The organism is Marinifilum sp. RC60d5 (assembly GCF_052400665.1).
Classification (GTDB): Bacteria; Bacteroidota; Bacteroidia; order Bacteroidales; family Marinifilaceae; genus JBQTGK01.
Window position 1 is genome coordinate 62,825 of the sequence record NZ_JBQTGK010000014.1, and the last position, 17,838, is coordinate 80,662.

General features: G+C 33.0%; 16 protein-coding genes. 9 read left to right on the top strand and 7 right to left on the bottom strand.

Going from position 1 to position 17,838, the window contains the following annotated elements:
• Positions 1 to 7: 7 nt before the first annotated feature.
• The 7 genes from ACT3CE_RS17615 to ACT3CE_RS17645 form a co-directional block, all read right to left on the bottom strand.
• Positions 8 to 1,081, bottom strand: coding sequence for an efflux RND transporter periplasmic adaptor subunit (locus ACT3CE_RS17615; protein WP_444711083.1), 1,074 nt, complete (start codon positions 1,079 to 1,081; stop codon positions 8 to 10).
• 8 nt (positions 1,082 to 1,089) lie between these two features.
• Positions 1,090 to 2,340, bottom strand: coding sequence for an ABC transporter permease (locus tag ACT3CE_RS17620; RefSeq protein ID WP_444711084.1), 1,251 nt, complete (start codon positions 2,338 to 2,340; stop codon positions 1,090 to 1,092).
• Positions 2,333 to 4,498 carry a peptidase domain-containing ABC transporter gene (locus tag ACT3CE_RS17625; RefSeq protein WP_444711085.1) on the bottom strand — a complete coding sequence of 722 codons (2,166 nt, stop codon included), beginning with the start codon at positions 4,496 to 4,498 and terminating at the stop codon, positions 2,333 to 2,335. Before ACT3CE_RS17625 ends, ACT3CE_RS17620 begins: the two co-directional genes overlap by 8 nt.
• Positions 4,488 to 5,018 (bottom strand): peroxiredoxin family protein, encoded by a 531-nt coding sequence (locus ACT3CE_RS17630; RefSeq protein ID WP_444711086.1) that lies wholly within the window; start codon positions 5,016 to 5,018, stop codon positions 4,488 to 4,490. Before ACT3CE_RS17630 ends, ACT3CE_RS17625 begins: the two co-directional genes overlap by 11 nt.
• A 6-nt stretch (positions 5,019 to 5,024) precedes the next feature.
• Complete coding sequence (locus ACT3CE_RS17635) at positions 5,025 to 5,636, bottom strand: hypothetical protein (RefSeq protein ID WP_444711087.1); 612 nt, start codon at positions 5,634 to 5,636, stop codon at positions 5,025 to 5,027.
• An 89-nt stretch (positions 5,637 to 5,725) separates the two neighbouring features.
• Positions 5,726 to 7,075: a carboxypeptidase-like regulatory domain-containing protein gene (locus ACT3CE_RS17640; RefSeq protein WP_444711088.1), complete on the bottom strand. Its 1,350-nt coding sequence runs from the start codon at positions 7,073 to 7,075 to the stop codon at positions 5,726 to 5,728.
• 516 nt (positions 7,076 to 7,591) lie between these two features.
• Positions 7,592 to 7,789, bottom strand: coding sequence for a helix-turn-helix domain-containing protein (locus ACT3CE_RS17645; protein WP_320117517.1), 198 nt, complete (start codon positions 7,787 to 7,789; stop codon positions 7,592 to 7,594).
• Between the two features lie 696 nt (positions 7,790 to 8,485).
• Here ACT3CE_RS17645 and sufB point away from each other — a divergent pair.
• The 9 genes from sufB to ACT3CE_RS17690 all read left to right on the top strand — a co-directional run bounded on the left by sufB (position 8,486) and on the right by ACT3CE_RS17690 (position 17,322).
• The gene (sufB, locus tag ACT3CE_RS17650; protein ID WP_444711089.1) at positions 8,486 to 9,937 is read left to right on the top strand and encodes a Fe-S cluster assembly protein SufB; all 1,452 of its coding nucleotides are present in this window, start codon (positions 8,486 to 8,488) and stop codon (positions 9,935 to 9,937) included.
• 156 nt (positions 9,938 to 10,093) lie between these two features.
• Positions 10,094 to 10,846 carry a Fe-S cluster assembly ATPase SufC gene (gene sufC, locus ACT3CE_RS17655; protein ID WP_444711090.1) on the top strand — a complete coding sequence of 251 codons (753 nt, stop codon included), beginning with the start codon at positions 10,094 to 10,096 and terminating at the stop codon, positions 10,844 to 10,846.
• A gap of 73 nt (positions 10,847 to 10,919) precedes the next feature.
• Positions 10,920 to 12,278, top strand: coding sequence for a Fe-S cluster assembly protein SufD (gene sufD / locus ACT3CE_RS17660; protein ID WP_444711091.1), 1,359 nt, complete (start codon positions 10,920 to 10,922; stop codon positions 12,276 to 12,278).
• Between the two features lie 62 nt (positions 12,279 to 12,340).
• Complete coding sequence (locus ACT3CE_RS17665) at positions 12,341 to 13,564, top strand: SufS family cysteine desulfurase (protein WP_444711092.1); 1,224 nt, start codon at positions 12,341 to 12,343, stop codon at positions 13,562 to 13,564.
• Between the two features lie 35 nt (positions 13,565 to 13,599).
• Positions 13,600 to 14,022, top strand: a complete 423-nt coding sequence (locus ACT3CE_RS17670) for a SufE family protein (protein WP_444711093.1) — start codon at positions 13,600 to 13,602, stop codon at positions 14,020 to 14,022.
• Positions 14,023 to 14,028: 6 nt separating this feature from the next.
• Positions 14,029 to 14,340, top strand: coding sequence for an iron-sulfur cluster assembly protein (locus ACT3CE_RS17675; protein WP_444711094.1), 312 nt, complete (start codon positions 14,029 to 14,031; stop codon positions 14,338 to 14,340).
• 118 nt (positions 14,341 to 14,458) lie between these two features.
• Positions 14,459 to 15,391: a tRNA epoxyqueuosine(34) reductase QueG gene (queG, locus tag ACT3CE_RS17680; protein ID WP_444711095.1), complete on the top strand. Its 933-nt coding sequence runs from the start codon at positions 14,459 to 14,461 to the stop codon at positions 15,389 to 15,391.
• Positions 15,392 to 15,479: 88 nt separating this feature from the next.
• Positions 15,480 to 16,322 carry a lysophospholipase gene (locus ACT3CE_RS17685; RefSeq protein WP_444711096.1) on the top strand — a complete coding sequence of 281 codons (843 nt, stop codon included), beginning with the start codon at positions 15,480 to 15,482 and terminating at the stop codon, positions 16,320 to 16,322.
• Between the two features lie 10 nt (positions 16,323 to 16,332).
• Complete coding sequence (locus tag ACT3CE_RS17690) at positions 16,333 to 17,322, top strand: GSCFA domain-containing protein (RefSeq protein WP_444711097.1); 990 nt, start codon at positions 16,333 to 16,335, stop codon at positions 17,320 to 17,322.
• Positions 17,323 to 17,838: the final 516 nt, after the last annotated feature.

Consider the following 17,838-nt stretch of genomic DNA (forward strand, 5'->3'; position numbering starts at 1 on the left):
AATTAGTTTAGTTATTCTGCACCTTCACCTTATCCGATATACTCAAGCCTTCCAGAATTTCAATCCTTAAACCATCGGAAAGGCCAGTTTTAACTACTCTTTTTTGTTTGTGGTAATTTTCATCGAGCAATTCCACATAAATGCTGTCGTTCTTAAAAATAAGGTTGCGTTCTTTTATTGTTAAAACACTGTCGCGCCTATCGAGAATCATTTCGGCAACGGCCGAAAAACCCGGGTAGAGTTGAATTTTTTTGTCGTTCTTTACTCTTGCCTCAATATCAAATTTCATAATGCCATTTTCCTCTTTTGCCTTTGGAGTGATGTGAGTCAATTCGGCTTGTATCTGTTGATCCTTTAGGGCACTAATTTCTATAGTAAGATCCATTCCTTTTTTAAGGTATACAACGTCCGATTCATTTACTTTCGCCTTGAAAATAAGAGACTCTAAATTGGCAATAATTGCTAGGTTGCTTCCAGCATTAAAGTTGTTACGTTCTGTAATACTAGCTCCTTCTTTTAAAGGAATTTCCAATACTGTACCTGATACTGTTGATCGAATAAAGTTGGGAATGTTTTTTTGATCATTGGTGTATCCTTTTTCAATGATTTCCAATTGTTTTTTTGCCGATTTCAATTCTTCTTTACTAATTAAATAAGCATCTCGGTACTTGTCAAATTCCTGTTCAGCAACCACCTGTTTCTGAAACAGATTTTGATATTGTTTGTATTCTTTTTCGCATTTTGAAAAATTAATCTGGCAGGTAGTAAGGGTATTCGAAGCGGTTTCGATATTTTGTGGGTTAGGTAGAATACTCACTTCTGCTATTAGATCGCCTCTTTTGATGGTATCGCCTGCTTTAACATTCATTTTTTTTAAAATCCCTGATATTTGAGATTTGATTTCGATTTCCTTACTGGGGACAAGAATGCCAGATAGGTATTGTCGCAATTTAAGATTTACGATTTTAGGTTTTTCTGTTGCAATGTATTTTGCATTGTTTCCACTATACTTGATCAGTAAAAATCCACCAATAATGATAATAATAAAGATAATAACGGTAATGTTTGCTTTGTTTTTCATTTTAAAATCTATTGGTTGTCTGAGTTTAAGGCTTTAATTGGTAGTACCGAAGCTGCTTTTTTTGCTGGATAAAGTCCGGCAATAGCTCCGGCAAGAACGAGTAAGATTAGTGCTCCAATGGCAATGGGAATATTAACATCCAAACCTTTAAATATTGAACTTTTGTCGCTAATTATTGCACTCATCGAAGCATTAATCAAAAATACGATAAGCGAAGCTGCAGTTAATCCTACTAAGCCTGAAATTAATGTAATGGCTATCGATTCATTTATAATCATAAACAGTATATTTCCTGGGGGAGCACCTATGGCTTTTCGAACACCAATTTCCTGAGTTCTTTCTTTTACTACCACCAGCATAATATTGCTAACGCCAACTATTCCGCTAAGCAGCATGCATATTCCCACTATCCATAAAAAAAATTGTATGGATTTGAATAAGCTATTAAAAGCTTTGGCATCAGCTTGCAAATTTTCTATGTAGATAGCGTTCTTATCGTTTTTATGAAATGAATATCTTTTGGCTAGGTAAGTTTTAAAATATTCTTCAAATGTGATTGGCGAGGTGTCTGAGTTTAAAGAAATACTAAAACAATCTATGGTTTTACCATAATTATATTGATCTTTTAATGTTTGATAGGGGATGTAAATTTGTTGCTGATTGTTTGAAAACATTGATTTTTCGGCTAGTATACCAACAATTCTTAGCCAAACTCCATCTAAGGATATGAATTTTCCGATGGCATCTTCTTTTCCAAAAAGTGCTTTAGCAATTTGTTTGCCGATAACTACAACTTTTGCATGTGAATTATCATCATTACTGTTTAGTAATCTTCCTTTTTCAACATTAAATGTTTTAATTTTAAAATAGGAGTTATTTACTCCGTAGCATTGGAATCTTTTGTACGACTTGAATTTTGAATGTAGTTTTTTACCAGGATAGTTTATTTCAGGCGAAATTTCCAGTATCTCAGGATATCGATGAGCAAACAACCTTAATTCATGTTCTTTAAAATCAACTGTCCTTCCCGACCTTTGTCCGGGTTTCGACATACTCGTTTCACCTCCGTATATCCACAAACTATTTTGAGTGTAATCTTTAAACAGAATCATGATCCCTTTCTGTAATCCACTACCTGCCCCTACTAGTAATACCAAAATAAAAATTCCCCAGGCAACTCCAAAACCCGTAAGTAGATTACGGTTTTTGTGCTGTTTAAGAGAATCCCATGTTTCTTCAAAATTGTATAAGTTAAGCATATAATAAATCGTTCCAGTAATTACTATATAGGTTGTTGCCTTTTAAGAGCTGATTATGATTGCCTTTGGCTTTAATATTGCCATCTTCCATTACTAGAATATTACCATCAAAGGATTTAAGAATGTGTAAACGATGGGTAATGAAAAGAATGGTAATATTTCCTTTCATACTTTTTAATAGTTCAAGTATGAAATTTTCGGTATTTCTGTCCATGGCCGAAGTGGCCTCGTCGAGTATTAATATTTGTGGCTGGCGATAGAGTGCTCTGGCCAATGCTACCATTTGCTTTTCTCCGCCCGAAAGATTGATGCCTTCTTCGCCAACCAAAGTATGATAGGAGTGATGTAATTTGCTAAAATATTTATCCAGACCCAATTGTTTGCAAAAGGTGATGATTTCCTTCTCCTTTTCTTCTCCATTTTCCATGCAAATATTATCAAGAATACTACCATTAAATATTTTAATGCTTTGTGGCACTACACCAATTGCATTCCTCCAATTTACTGTTGATACATTTCTTAAATCTTCACCATTCACCTTGATTTCACCTGAATAGTTGGTGTAGAACTTTTGTGCAATTTGTAATAAACTACTTTTACCACACCCGTTTTCTCCAAGTAAGGAGGTAATTTCTCCTTTTTTTATGGAGAAATTGATATCTTTTAATAAGGCGCCTTGTCCGGGGTAGGCAAAGTTTACCTTCTCAAACTTCAATTCTTCAAACTGCAAAGGAGCAGGAGTATCTTCTGTTTTGAACTCCTTTTCTTCTTCGGTGAATTCAAACATACGTTCTAAGGCCACTCTTGCACCCTGAATGTTGATGTTTGCTAATACCAGATTCTCAACAGAATCTATTAAGATGTTTACAATGGTTAGAGATGCAATTAATTCTCCCAATTGTATTTTTCCTTCCATGAATAAAAAGGATGTGTAGGCAATGGTAAGAATCAAACAAAAAGTATTGATGCTATCAATGGATAAATCAAATTTGGCAGTAATGGTTCTAAATGAAAAAATACTCCTTTGGAATTTTTGATAGATTCCTTGTGCCTTGTTTTGAAAGTATGTTTCTTTCTGGAAACTCTTTATAGAATGAATGCCATTTGTGGTTTCAATATAATTTGATTCATTAATAGCATGTCGCATCATTACATCTCTCTGTTTCGATTTAATAGGTTTTAAAAAGAGAGAAAGAAGTAAAACCAATAAGGGAAGAATTGCCAATGCAAACAAAGCTGTTTCGCTATTGTAATAGAACAAAAAAGAAAAAGATACAATCAAAAGTAAGGCATCAATTACTGCCTGCCCCAATACATATTGAACTGCTGATTGAATGGTTTGACTATCGTTCATTCTTGCGATCATGTCGCCTTGTTTTTTGCTATCGAAGAATGATTTTTGTAAATAGATCAATTTACCAAGGAAATACTTTATTACTCTTTGATTGAATTCAAAAGATTGACGAAACATCAACAGTTGCCTAAGATAGGTGAAAATATTATTTAGGAGAAGAAGAATACCCCAACTTGTTATTCCTTTTATAAGGAGATGAAAGTTTTTTTGAGGTAGAATTTCATCAACTAATTGTTCTGAGAAAACAGCTGATGTCAGCCCAAGTATTGCAAGAATAATTCCCAAAAAAAGAGATGATATGAATAGGCTTTCGTCTGCTTTTAAATGATCTTTTAACCATTTGATACTTTTATTGGTATGAAATCCATTTGCTTTAAATTCCGTATTGGGTGATAGCTGTAAAAGGTAACCCGATTGCCAGATTTTCTGCAGTTCTTCATCGGTATATTTTACGATTCCTTCCGCAGGATCTCCAATAATAAATTTGCTGTTTTTGTATTGAAAACAGACGATATAATGTTCAAAATTCCCTTCTAAATTTACGTGAAGAATAACAGGCTGATGAAGTGCTTTTAAATCATTGATGCACCCTTCTAGTCCTTCGGCATTTAGTTGGTTTTGAAGAGCAGACTGATACAATCCCAGTAGACTTGTTCCCTTGCTATTTGTTCCGCTTTCCCTTCTTAATTTCTCTAGGGAGATATCGTTTCCATGATACCTGATGATACTTTTTAAACAGGCTACACCACAATCTTTTTCGTCGTGCTGCAGAACCATTGCTTTTTTTATTCTTTTATCGATCATTGGCTGCTCTGGTATATTTAACAAGGGTTTTGGCACTTATGGCTTCATCTAATTTTTTAAGTAGACCAAATTGTGTATCGAAAATAAAAATAGATGGTAACTTATGACTTCCAAATAGTTCTTCGAATTGATTTTTTTGATATTGCAAAAAGTAGATATTTGGGAATGCATCTAGTTCGTGTTTCTCCTGAAATTGCTTCATTAATTTTTTACTGTGATTTGACACAAAAAGGACTTGACTCTTCTCAAATTCGCTATAATAATTTTTAATGATTTTGGCTTCCTGATCACAGAAATCGCAGGTAGGACTAAAGTGAATAATTATGGTACTTCGACCTGTTTCCAAATCTAAATTTCCCAAGAGTTCGTTGTTTAAAGTTTTAAATTCAAAGCTTGGAATTTTTTTTAACTCTATTTTATTTTGTTTTGGAATTTTTAAATTTCTTGCTTTAACTATAACACAAACCATTAAATATGTAATAATGCAAAATATTCCAATTATTGAAAAAATTTTAGTCATGCTTTTCTAAAGTAAAATGTACATCATTAAGGTTTCGTATAATATTAAACCCAGAACAATTGAAAAATACAAATATTTGGAAAGAGTAAATATATTATGTTTTGTTGTGTTTTTTACAAGTATAAGTATTGTAATTGTGAATAATATGAATAGAATATTAATATCTTCTAAAAAGAAATTTATCCAACTATCAGGATTTGGATGTACCCAAAAATCAGATATGGAAGGATTTATTGTTTTGTGAAATACTCTTATGTCTTCTAGTTGGTAATCTTTTTTTATAAGAATAAACCAAATACAAGATGCAATATCTTTTATAAAGAAAATAAAATATGCTAAAAATGTAGATTTAAAAATTAATCGTAATGAAATGGTCTTTAATTGCTCTGAGAATTGAAATATGGTAAAAGTTAAAAGAGATAGACCCAAACAAATAATTAAGAAAGGGATCATAAAAGATATAATATCAATTAGAAAATAATCCCAATCATATGTATCTGAACCTTCTAAAGATATTTCATTTAAATCTTCCTCAAAATCAGCTATGTAGCTATTGTATTCATTAAATTCTTCACTTTCCTTTTTGTCTAAATAATTATACCAAATTTGTTTAGACATTATGAATTTTGAATTTGTAAACTGAAGAAAATAAGAAAGGGATACAAATAGTATAAATAAAAGGAGGGTATTTGTGTTGTTTACGATTTTCATTTTTTTATTGATTTGATACTTTTGAATTTAATTTGAGCCTCAAGAAACTTTCTCAGGATAGTTTCATTTTTGGTTTCTGATAGTGTTGGAAAATTATGCCAGAACTTTTCATGATATCTTTGTGGTAAATATAAATTATCTTGCCATTTTTTAGGGGTAAGTTCTTGTATATCTGATTGGTTTATGATGTTTTGACAGAAAACTAGTTCTCTTTTTATATATGGGTATTTGCCACTAAAAATCATAGAGCTGCTTGATGCTGACTCATCTATACAGTCCTCTGAATAATAAGTTGGATATAGTTTTCCATTTAATTTCTTATATCGGATTTTAATTTTGGATTGTATGCCATTTCCTGATATAAAAGATGTTATACCTCTTTTATCTCGAGGGTTTTTAACTTTAGCAATCTCAACTTCATGAATTGCAAAATCTTTCATCGATATTAACAGATAGCCTACTGTAATAAATGGATATTTTCGTAATTCTTTATGGGTAGGTAAGATTTTTAGTTTGTAATAATTTTCTGCTTCTCCCTGTATCAAAGAGTCAATTTTAAATTGTTGTTGTTTAAACAAAGTTTTCAAATTTCGCTTTACTTTCAGGTTAGGATAACATGCAAAAAAACAATTATTCAGGCTTTTTGAAATAGGGAAGTTATATTGATCTACTAAAGGTATTAATTTAGTTAGTTCATTTTCAGGTGGCATTTTTCTATAGCTTTTGTTCACAGATCTTCTAATTCCAATATTTTTTGATAGTAAATAATCTTGATATAGATGTTTAAAATCAAAAGTCCTGTTCTCATGACTATTTCTTTTTTCGTTTACATTAATATTCCATAAGCCTTTTTTAGGGATAAAATAGCAATTTAAAGCGGCCTCAATATGTTTTATATAGTTTTTATTAAGCAGATGACTTTGTTTAAGAAATATATTACTTAAATAGTGTTTTTCAGGTCTAAATGTTGGAGCTCTTTTTATGCACTTTTGTATGATTTCTTTAGGATCATCGATCGGGTTTTGAGAGTGAATTGTGATTTCATTTAAAGAGTATGTTAAGGCTGATAATTTTAGTTTTTCCTTAATCTTTTTTGCTGCCATTATTCTAGATTGATACCCTAGCATACTAATCTGAATTGTATCATTAGGCTTAGTAAATAAGTTGAATTTTCCTTCTTTATTGCTGACAGTTCCGGTGCCTGTTTTTTGTATGAAAATATTTGCATAAGGAATTGGGATGCCGCTTTTATTGTCTATTATTTGTGACTTTATGATTACTTCTTGAGAATAGGATGTAAGAGATAAGAGTATAAATGCAAAAGTATAACCTAAGGTTTTAATCATAATTTGAATAATTAAGAGAGGTCTTAACAAAGACCTCTCAGGATGTTGAATTAATCTACTGGCACTGTCTTTTATATTTTCTAATTAAACGGTCGAACTTGCTACCATTAGTAATATTATCACCAGCCTTCATTAATAGTTCCCAACAAGTTTTTCCACCTTGGATGTTTTCCATTTGTTCTAAATTCAATTTTTTCATTTTTACAAAAATTAAATGTTTATACTAAAAAATTAATTTAATTTTGCCCTAATCTCCTCGAACGAGATCTTGGGCTTTGAGTTTTTCGTGTACACTTCATTAAACTCATTGCCAAGTTATAAAAGCTCACTCGCATTATATGAGAGTGAGCTTATTTTTATTAAGTCTATTTAACGGGGGGGTATTTTTACTGTAAATATTGTATTTATAGTAGTTTTATTAAGTTTGTTTACTTTTGTTAAGTAGGGCATTCTAAATAAGGCGAAAAGTTGGGCGTCATTTTTTAGAAATAAAATAAAAAAATTGTACTGTTTTTATTACTTATAATAGTACGTATTTTTGCTTTCGGAATAGTCGATCGGTTCTCCCAACTCTTTAAGTGCTTTTAGAATTCTATAAACGGTACTCTCCGATACTTCCATCTTAACTGCCAGTTCTTTTGGTGTTCCGGTACATTGTTTTTCTATTAATTCTTTTAAATATTTTTCTCTTTTTAGTGTTTTAGTGTAGCTCATATATTACTGCTTTGTAAAATGTGTTTCTACCCCTTAATTCCGAAAAAACGAAAAAGGTAACCCTAAATTAGTAAAAAAATGATCAGTATAAGATTTGTTGTTGTTAAATAATATTAATCAATGATTAATGGTATTATGAATAGTTGTGGGTTGATAGAGGTTTGTTAAATGAATGAGTAGTAAGTGTGATAGTTCCAAAATTTCATTTATGATATTCTTTATATCTACAAACTATATGTTCTGTTTTTTTTTGTATTGAATGTAATTTTAAATTGCACTTTTTGTAGTTAAATAAATCCCGAGCTTTTTAAGAAAATAAAAGTTTGTTCCAATTACTTTTGATTATTAATTATGGGTTTTTTTGTAATGTTTAAAGACTAATAAATAGTTTACTTTTAATTCAAAAAGCATAAGTTTTCTGAACTTTAAAAAAGATCGGCGAAACAGAATTTGTGTTAATAAGGACTTAGAAGTATTTTATTATATCTATTTCAACAATATATCTAAATACTTTGTTATATTTGCATGAAATTTTGTAAGGGCTTAACTCTTGTGTGCTATGGCATTTTTGTAGAATTTGCATGGCAAAATGTATAGGGGTAAATTTTAGCTTTTTAAATTTAAATGTTGGATTCTTTTGAAAGCCTTCATTTTCCAATAGGTTAAACGAAGCTTTCTACTTGATAATTAAACGACATGGCAAAAGAAGAACAAGATAAAATATTAGATGAGGTTACCGGAAGCGAATACAAATATGGCTTTGTAACCGATATCGAGAATGAGGACATTGGTAAAGGTCTGAATGAAGAGATTATCAGAAAAATATCGGCGATTAAAAATGAGCCGGAATTTATGCTGGAATTCAGGCTAAAAGCTTATCGCCATTGGACAACAATGCAAATGCCAGAGTGGGCACATTTAAAGATTCCTGAAATTAATTATCAGGATATCATATACTACTCGGTACCAAAGCAAAAGGCCAAGCTGGAAAGTATGGATGAGGTAGACCCTGAAATTAGGGCCACTTTCGATAAGTTGGGAATTCCTTTGGATGAACAAAAACTTTTGGCAGGAGTAGCTGTTGATGTGGTAATGGATTCATCATCAGTAAAAACAACCTTTAAAGAGGCTTTGGCCGATAAAGGAATTATTTTCTGCTCGTTTAGCGATGCTATCCAGGATCATCCCGATTTAATTCAGGAATATATGGGTTCAGTAGTTTCTTATCGCGATAACTTTTTTGCAGCTCTTAACTCAGCAGTATTCTCCGATGGTTCCTTTGTGTACATTCCTAAAGGAGTGCGTTGCCCAATGGAACTTTCTACCTATTTCCGTATAAATGCTGAAAATACAGGTCAGTTCGAACGTACCTTAATTGTATGTGAAGATGAATCTTACGTAAGTTACCTTGAAGGATGTACCGCACCAATGCGCGACGAAAATCAGCTACATGCTGCCATCGTCGAAATTATTGTAAAAGATAATGCAGAAGTAAAATATTCTACTGTCCAAAACTGGTATCCTGGCGATAAGAATGGTAAGGGAGGAATTTACAATTTTGTTACCAAACGTGGAATCTGCGAAGGTGTAAACTCGAAGCTAATGTGGGCTCAGGTTGAAACCGGATCTGCAGTAACCTGGAAGTATCCTTCTACAATATTAAAAGGAGATGGTTCGTCGAGCGAGTTTTATTCGGTTGCAGTAACTAATCATTTTCAACAGGCCGACACGGGAACCAAAATGATACATATTGGTAATAATACCAAGAGTACCATTATCTCTAAAGGTATTTCGGCAGGTAAGAGTAGTAATTCATATCGCGGATTGGTAAAAGTAGCCAAGAGCTGCCAAGGTGCTCGTAACTTTTCACAATGCGATTCACTGCTTTTAGGCGATAAGTGTGGAGCTCATACTTTCCCGTATTTAGAAATAGGTAATAAAAACGCTAAGGTAGAACACGAAGCTACAACTTCAAAAATTGGTGAAGACCAAATCTTTTACTGTAACCAGCGTGGTATAAATACCGAGGATGCTATAGGTTTAATTGTAAACGGATACGCAAAAGAGGTAATTAACAAAATGCCGATGGAATTTGCCGTGGAAGCACAAAAATTGCTTCAAATTAGTTTGGAAGGTTCGGTAGGATAAAAATATAAAGCGATTGGCTTTTGGCTGTTAGCTATTAGCTGATTTTATAAATAAAGTTAAGGGGAGATGTTTTAATCTAAATTTCATTTCTTCAGATAAAATTAAACTGTAATCAGCCAAAGGCTAAAAGCTAATGGCTAATAGCTATAAAATAAAATGTTAAGCATAAAAAATTTACACGTTTCCATTGAAGGAAAAGATATCCTGAAAGGAATTAATCTGGAGATTAAACCAGGAGAAGTTCATGCAATTATGGGACCTAACGGTGCCGGAAAAAGTACTCTTGCTTCGGTTTTAGCAGGTAGAGATTTATTTAATGTGACCGAAGGTGAAGTTACTTTCGAGGGAAACAATTTGTTGGATATGGAGCCCGAAGATCGTGCCAAAGAAGGAATCTTTCTTGGATTTCAGTATCCTATCGAAATACCAGGAGTTTCTACCGTTAACTTCATGAAAACAGCAGTGAACGAACATCGAAAATATAAAGGTCTGGAGCCATTAAAAGCTGCTGATTTTTTAAAATTAATGCGCGATAAAAAAGCATTGGTCGAGATAGACTCTAAACTAATGAATCGTTCGGTAAACGAAGGTTTTTCGGGTGGAGAGAAAAAGAAAAATGAGATTTTTCAAATGGCAATGTTAGAACCTAAGCTAGCGGTTTTAGATGAGACCGATTCTGGTTTAGATATCGATGCATTACGAATTGTTGCAAAGGGAGTTAATAAACTTAAAACTGCCGAAAATGCAACAATTGTAATTACTCACTATCAGCGTTTACTAGATTATATTGTACCAGATGTTGTGCATGTATTGTACAATGGACGTATTGTTAAAACTGCAGGTAAAGAATTAGCCCTTGAACTGGAAGAAAAAGGATACGACTGGATTAAAGAAGAAAATGGAAAATAGTTGATGGTATCGAGATTATGAAGAGGATTTATAAGCTCTCATCTCATATTTTCAATCTAATATCTAAATTAAAATGGCCGATATTAATACAATAAATAAGGATTTCGCTGATTTATACAATCAAGGGAATAAGCTGTTACAGGAAGGTTCGTCAGAGGTAATGAACGAAGCTCGTAAAAGTGCTTTCCACGATTTTGAAAAATTAGGCGTACCTACTCGTGCCAACGAGCATTATAAATACACCGATTTGATTCCGGTTTTCGATCATCCATACAATGTAAATCTTAGATATCAGAAAGTAGATGTCAATTTAAATAAGATTTTTCAGTGCGATGTACCCGAATTGGATACCAATATGGTATTATTAACAAATGGTTGGTTTTACGAAGAAAATAAGAAACTCGAAATTCCCGAAGGTGTAATTGTTTGCAGTCTTCAGGAAGCATCAAGAAAATATCCCGAAATTTTTAATGCTCATTATGGCAAATATGCCAAAACCAGCGAAGATGGTTTGGTAGCACTAAATACAGCTTTGGCTAAGGATGGATTTTTTATGTATGTGCCTAAAGGGGTAGTAATAGAGAAACCTATTCAGGTGGTGAACCTTTTGCGTTCCGATCGTGACTTAATGGGAGCTCAGAGAAATCTTATTGTAGTAGAGGAAAATGCGCAGGCAAAAATTATTGTTTGCGATCATACCTTAACAAAACATAAATATTTAACCAATTCGGTTACCGAGATAAATGTTGCAAAAAATGCAATTTTCGATTTGTATACCTTGCAAAATCAGCACTTAAACTCATCCATCTTAAATTCAACATTTGTACGTCAGGAAGCAAATTCGAATGTCCTTACCAATACAATATCATTGTACGGAGGAACAATTCGTAACAATCATCATGTGCTAATGGACGATGAGTATTGTGAAAACAATACCTTCGGAATGTATTTAATGGATAGAGAACAGCATGTAGATAATTATACAGTTATTGATCATGCGAAACCAAATTGCTTAAGTAACGAGCATTTTAAAGGTGTAATGGATGATAATGCTTCTGCAGCATTTGCGGGGCGTATTTTTGTGAGAAAAGATGCTCAGAAAACTCAGGCTTATCAGTCTAATAACAATTTGTTGCTTTCCGATGATGCTGTTATCAACACAAAACCTCAGTTGGTAATCGATGCCGATGATGTGAAATGTAGTCATGGTGCTACCGTAGGACAAATGGATGATGATGCACTATTCTACTTGCGTGCCAGAGGAATTGATGAGAAAGAAGCTCGCCAGATGTTAATGTTTGCTTTTGCTCACGAAATTATCGAGAAAATAAGAATTGAGCCTCTAAAAGAAAGAATCGACGAATTAGTTGATAAAAGATTGCGTGGCGAAATGTCGAAATGTAATACTTGTGCAATTGCTTGCAATCACTAAAATAAGATAAGGATATTGTAAAGGCGTAGTATTGCTGCGTCTCTGCCATATAATAAAATACAATGACACTGGATATTAATAAAATACGCAAAGACTTTCCAATTCTTGGAGAAAAAGTACATGGTAAACCACTGGTTTACTTCGATAATGCTGCTACCACTCAAAAACCGCATCAGGTAATTGATGAGATGGTGAAGTATTATTACAAGTACAATTCTAATATTCATCGTGGAGTTCATTATTTAAGTAATAAATCTACCGATGGAAATGAGAATGCAAGAAAAATTGTTCAGCGGTTTATTAATGCCAAACATCTGCACGAAATCATTTTTACCAGAGGAACAACCGAATCGGTAAATTTAGTGGCCAATTCTTTTGCCGATAGATATATCAGCGAAGGCGATGAGGTAATCGTATCGGAAATGGAACACCACTCAAACATTGTTCCCTGGCAACTGGTTTGTAAGAAAAAAAAGGCAGTGCTTAAGGTTCTTCCTTTTAATGATAACGGCGAGTTGCAGGTAGAAATGCTTGAGGATTTGATTACCGATCGAACAAAAATTGTTGCCCTTAATCATATCTCCAATTCATTGGGTACAATTAATCCTATTAAAGAGATTATTGATATTGCTCATGCTAAAAATGTTCGTGTATTAATTGATGCAGCTCAATCGGTTCAGCATAAGAAAATTGATGTTCAGGATTTAGATGCCGATTTCTTAGTGTTTTCGGGACATAAACTTTACGGGCCAACTGGTATTGGTGTTTTGTACGGAAAAGAAGAGTTGTTAAATGAAATGCCGCCATGGCAAGGTGGAGGCGAAATGATTCAGGAAGTACGTTTCGAAGAAACCACTTACAACGAATTGCCATTTAAATTCGAAGCAGGAACTCCAAATTATATCGATGCAATAGGATTGGGTGCTGCTATTAAATATGTCGAGAGCATAGGATTAGATCTTATTGATACCTATGAACAAGAGTTGTTGAATTATGCAACAGAAAAGCTTTTGTCTGTCGACGGATTAAAAATATACGGAACAGCAGAGAATAAAACATCGGTAATCTCATTTTTAGTCGAAGGAATTCATTTTTATGATATGGGAATGTTGCTCGATCAGATGGGGATTGCTGTTCGAACAGGAACTCATTGTACCGAGCCTGTAATGCAACATTTTGGAATTGATGGAACTGTTCGCGCCTCATTTTCTTTTTACAATACCAAAGAGGAAATAGACGCACTATATAACGGAATTCTGAAAGTTTGTAAAATGTTTGTACATTGAGCCAATTTTTAAGAATACTATAAGAATAGAGTAAAATGACAATAAACGAAATTCAGGAAGAAATTATTGAAGAGTTTTCAGGATTCGACGATTGGATGGATAAATATGCATATTTAATCGAACTGGGAACCGAATTGTCTGGCTTAGATAAGGAACATCAAACCGATAATAATCTAATTAAAGGTTGTCAGTCGAAAGTATGGTTTAATGCGAGTCTCGATAATGGAATTGTGAAACTGGAAGCCGATAGTGATGCAATAATTGTTAAAGGTATTGCAGCTTTGCTCATTCGTGTTTTCAATAACCAATCGCCTGAGGATATTATGAATGCTGACCTTAAATTTATCGATGAAATCGGATTAAAGCAGCATTTATCACCAACAAGATCAAATGGTTTGGTCTCTATGGTGAAGCAAATTAAAATGTACGGAATTGCTTTTAATCACGTAAATAAATAATGTGAGATGGGAAAAAGGGAAACAGAAGGCATAATTGTTGAAGTTTTAAAAACGATTTACGATCCTGAGATTCCAGTGAATATATACGATCTGGGATTAATATATGAAATTGACGTGTACGAGGAAGATGAGGTGAAAATACTGATGACTCTTACAGCTCCTAATTGTCCAATGGCCGATCAAATTCTCGAAGAGGTAAATGAAAAAACAAAAGCATTACCTATGATTGAGGATGTTACTGTAGTGTTGACTTTTGATCCGCCCTGGGATAAAGATATGATGACTGAAGAAGCAAAACTCGAATTGGGTTTTCTATAAAATATTAAAGGACTGTTTTTGCAGTCCTTTTTTTATGCAGAGCTATCTAGTTGTTCTTTTCTTTCTCTGAATTGAGAAATGGAAGCTTGCATCGTTTCAAAATGATTATATTCACTTTATGAATCTTACGCTAAAAGTTAAATCGAATCTTATAAAATCAAAAGCTATTGAGCTTGGGCTCGATTTGTGTGGAATTGTAAAAGCAGATTTTCTTAGCGAGGAAAAAGAAAATTTTTTATCATGGCTAAAAAAAGGATATCATGGTGAAATGGGATATATGGCGAATAATATAGAAAAACGTCTCGATCCCCGTTTGCTGGTAGAAAATACAAAATCAATAATCGTTGTCGCATTAAATTACTACCCCAAACAACAGCAGGAAGATCCGCAGGCACCAGTAATTGCAAAATATGCCTATGGAACAGACTATCATTTTGTATTAAAAGATCGGCTCAATAAACTTTTGGAATATATAAATACCGAGATTGGCGAAGTTTCTGGTCGTGCTTTTGTCGATTCGGCTCCAGTGCTTGAACATGCCTGGGCAAAAAAAGCGGGTTTGGGCTGGATCGGAAAAAACTCCCTTTTAATTAACCGGAAAATTGGCTCCTTTTTATTTTTAGGTGAACTTTTCGTTGATATGGATCTTGAATATGAAAATCCGGAATATCAGGATTTTTGTGGAGGATGCAACCGATGCATACGTTCTTGCCCAACAGGTGCTATAACAGAGCCTTACGTTGTAAATGGCAGTAAATGTATTTCGTATTATACAATAGAACTTAAAGGAGATATTCCTGAAGAACTAAAAGGGAAATTTAAAAATAGAGTATTTGGTTGCGATATTTGCCAGGATGTTTGTCCTTGGAATCGCATGGTAAAGCCTCATAATGTTCATGAATTCGGAGCTAATCCAGATTTATTATCTCTTTCGCATCAGGAGTGGAACGAAATAGATAGTCATAAATTTGGAGAGATATTTAAAAAGTCGGCCGTAAAACGAACAAAGTACAAAGGATTAAGACGAAATCTTGATTTTTTAAACTCATAAGTAAGAACTCCTTGCGCAATTAGTGTTTGCATCATTGTTTTTCTTTTTACATTTATGCATTAATAGTTTCGATTTAATGTATTAAATAATGATTTATAACAAGTTTCATATCAATTCTTTCGATAACACTAGTCTTTTTGTGCAATCATGGAGTCCTAAAAAAGAGGCTAAGGCTATTCTAATTTTAGTTCATGGAATTGGAGAGCACAGTTCGCGATACCAGAATTGGGCAGAACAATTTGTCAATTCAGGATTTGCTGTGCTAGCTTACGATCAGCGCGGACATGGTTTGTCGTCGGGGAAACGCGGTGTTATTTCTTCTTACGACGATTTTATGAGTGATATCGATCAAATTTTATTAGAAGCAAGACAGAAATTTCCTTCACTGCCACAGTTTTTATACGGACATAGTATGGGGGGAGGCGAAGTCTTAAATCATTTAATAAGAAAAAATGCAAATTATATTGGAGTAATATCTACTTCACCCTGGATAATATCTCAGGCATCTCCACCAAAAATAATTATACCTCTTATACGTTTTTTCAATTATTTAATACCTAATATGAGTATCGAAACAAAATTGGATGCAGACTTACTTTCTCATAACAAAGAAATCTCTAATCGATACGATAAGGACGAATTGGTACATAATAAAGTTTCATTTCGATTGTTTATAGGTGCTTATGATGCTGGTTATAAGATTCTAAATTCGACTGAAAAGATAAAAAAACCATTGTTAGTAATGCATGGTAGTAAAGATAAAATTACTGATCCAAAAGCAAGTGAATATTTTGCAAGTAAAAATAAAAAGAATTGTACCTTTAAGCTATGGGATGATGGATTTCATGAATTACACAATGAAAATTTTAGCATCAACGTGTTTCATTACATTTGTAAATGGATGAATAAAATTTTGAGCCCTCATGCCTAACTCTTAAAATATGGATCAATTTAGAACGCTTGTAGAAATTCCGGAATCGGATTTTAAAATATCCTATCATTCTAAAATTATAATGTTAGGTTCATGTTTTGTCGAAAATATTGGAAGTATTCTTCTTAAAAATAAATTTAATGCATCTGTAAACCCCTTCGGTGTCATTTATAATCCATTTAGTGTGGCAAATAGCCTTAAGCTATTAATCGAGAATAAAACATTTACCGAAGAGAATCTTAATTTTGCTAACGATCAGTACTTTAGTTACTATCATCATGGGAGTTTCTCGAGTAATAATATGGAGAAATGTCTTAAAAATATTAACTCTTCAATACAATCGGCATCTCTCGATTTAGCCGGTGCCGATATCTTATGTATTACTTTTGGTACTTCCTGGGTTTATGAATTGATCGATTCTGGTTTTGTTGTCTCAAATTGTCACAAGCAATTGGCAAGTAGTTTTCACCGATATCGCCTTAATGTAGACGAAATAGTTAAACTCTATAAGGATCTAATATTATCATTATCTCTTTTTAATCCGCATTTAAAAATTATTTTTACTGTTAGTCCTATCCGACATTGGAAAGATGGAGCGAATGGCAATCAGTTAAGTAAATCTGCATTATTGCTGGCGGTAGAACAGTTGGTTCAGCTTTTCGATCATGTTTCCTATTTTCCTTCCTACGAAATTGTAATGGATGAACTTAGAGACTATAGGTTCTATGATGAAGATATGATACATCTGAATTCAACTTCCGTAAATTACATTTGGTCGCGTTTTAGCAATACATTTATCGATGAAGAAACTTTATCACAGATGAAAAATATTAAAAAAATAATTTCTGCTGCTGGGCATAGACCTTTTAATCCTGATTCAGAATCTCATCAAAAATTTCTCGCAAATACTTATAGGAAAATGGAAGATCTTGAAAATCAGATACCAAATCTTTCCTTTGATCTTGAACGCAGTCTAATCCAAAAAAATCTTTTAGAATAGTCTGGACTTTCTCTCGATAATGTTGTAATTTGTATTTCCATTTCAAAATAAAAAATAGTTGCTGATATTCAGTTTACTATCTATTTGTTTAGAGAAAAAGTGCAATTAAGTTTGGAAAAGAGTAAAACTTAAGCTTATCTTTGCACTCGCTTTACAAAGGTAAGGCATTATAGTTTTGAAGAAATGGAGTCAGAAATGATGAATTTAAAACTCGAAAAAAATTTTGATATTTTTTAATTTTAGGTTTGGAGATGTAGAAATAAATTCTTTATCTTTGCAGCCGCTTTTAGGGCAAAAAAATCTTGTGGAGTACTAGTGTTTATGAGGCTTTAATAAGATTTCCAGTTCAAAAAAAAGATTAAAAAACATTTGCAGGATAGAACAAAAAGTGTTTATCTTTGCAGCCGCTAATCCGGAGGGATTAGTAGGAGATAGAGAGATTCTGGGGTGTTAAAAGGGGAGTTTAGTCTTCGAAAAATCTTTTTAAAATTTTTTTAGATTTTATTAGGATTTAAA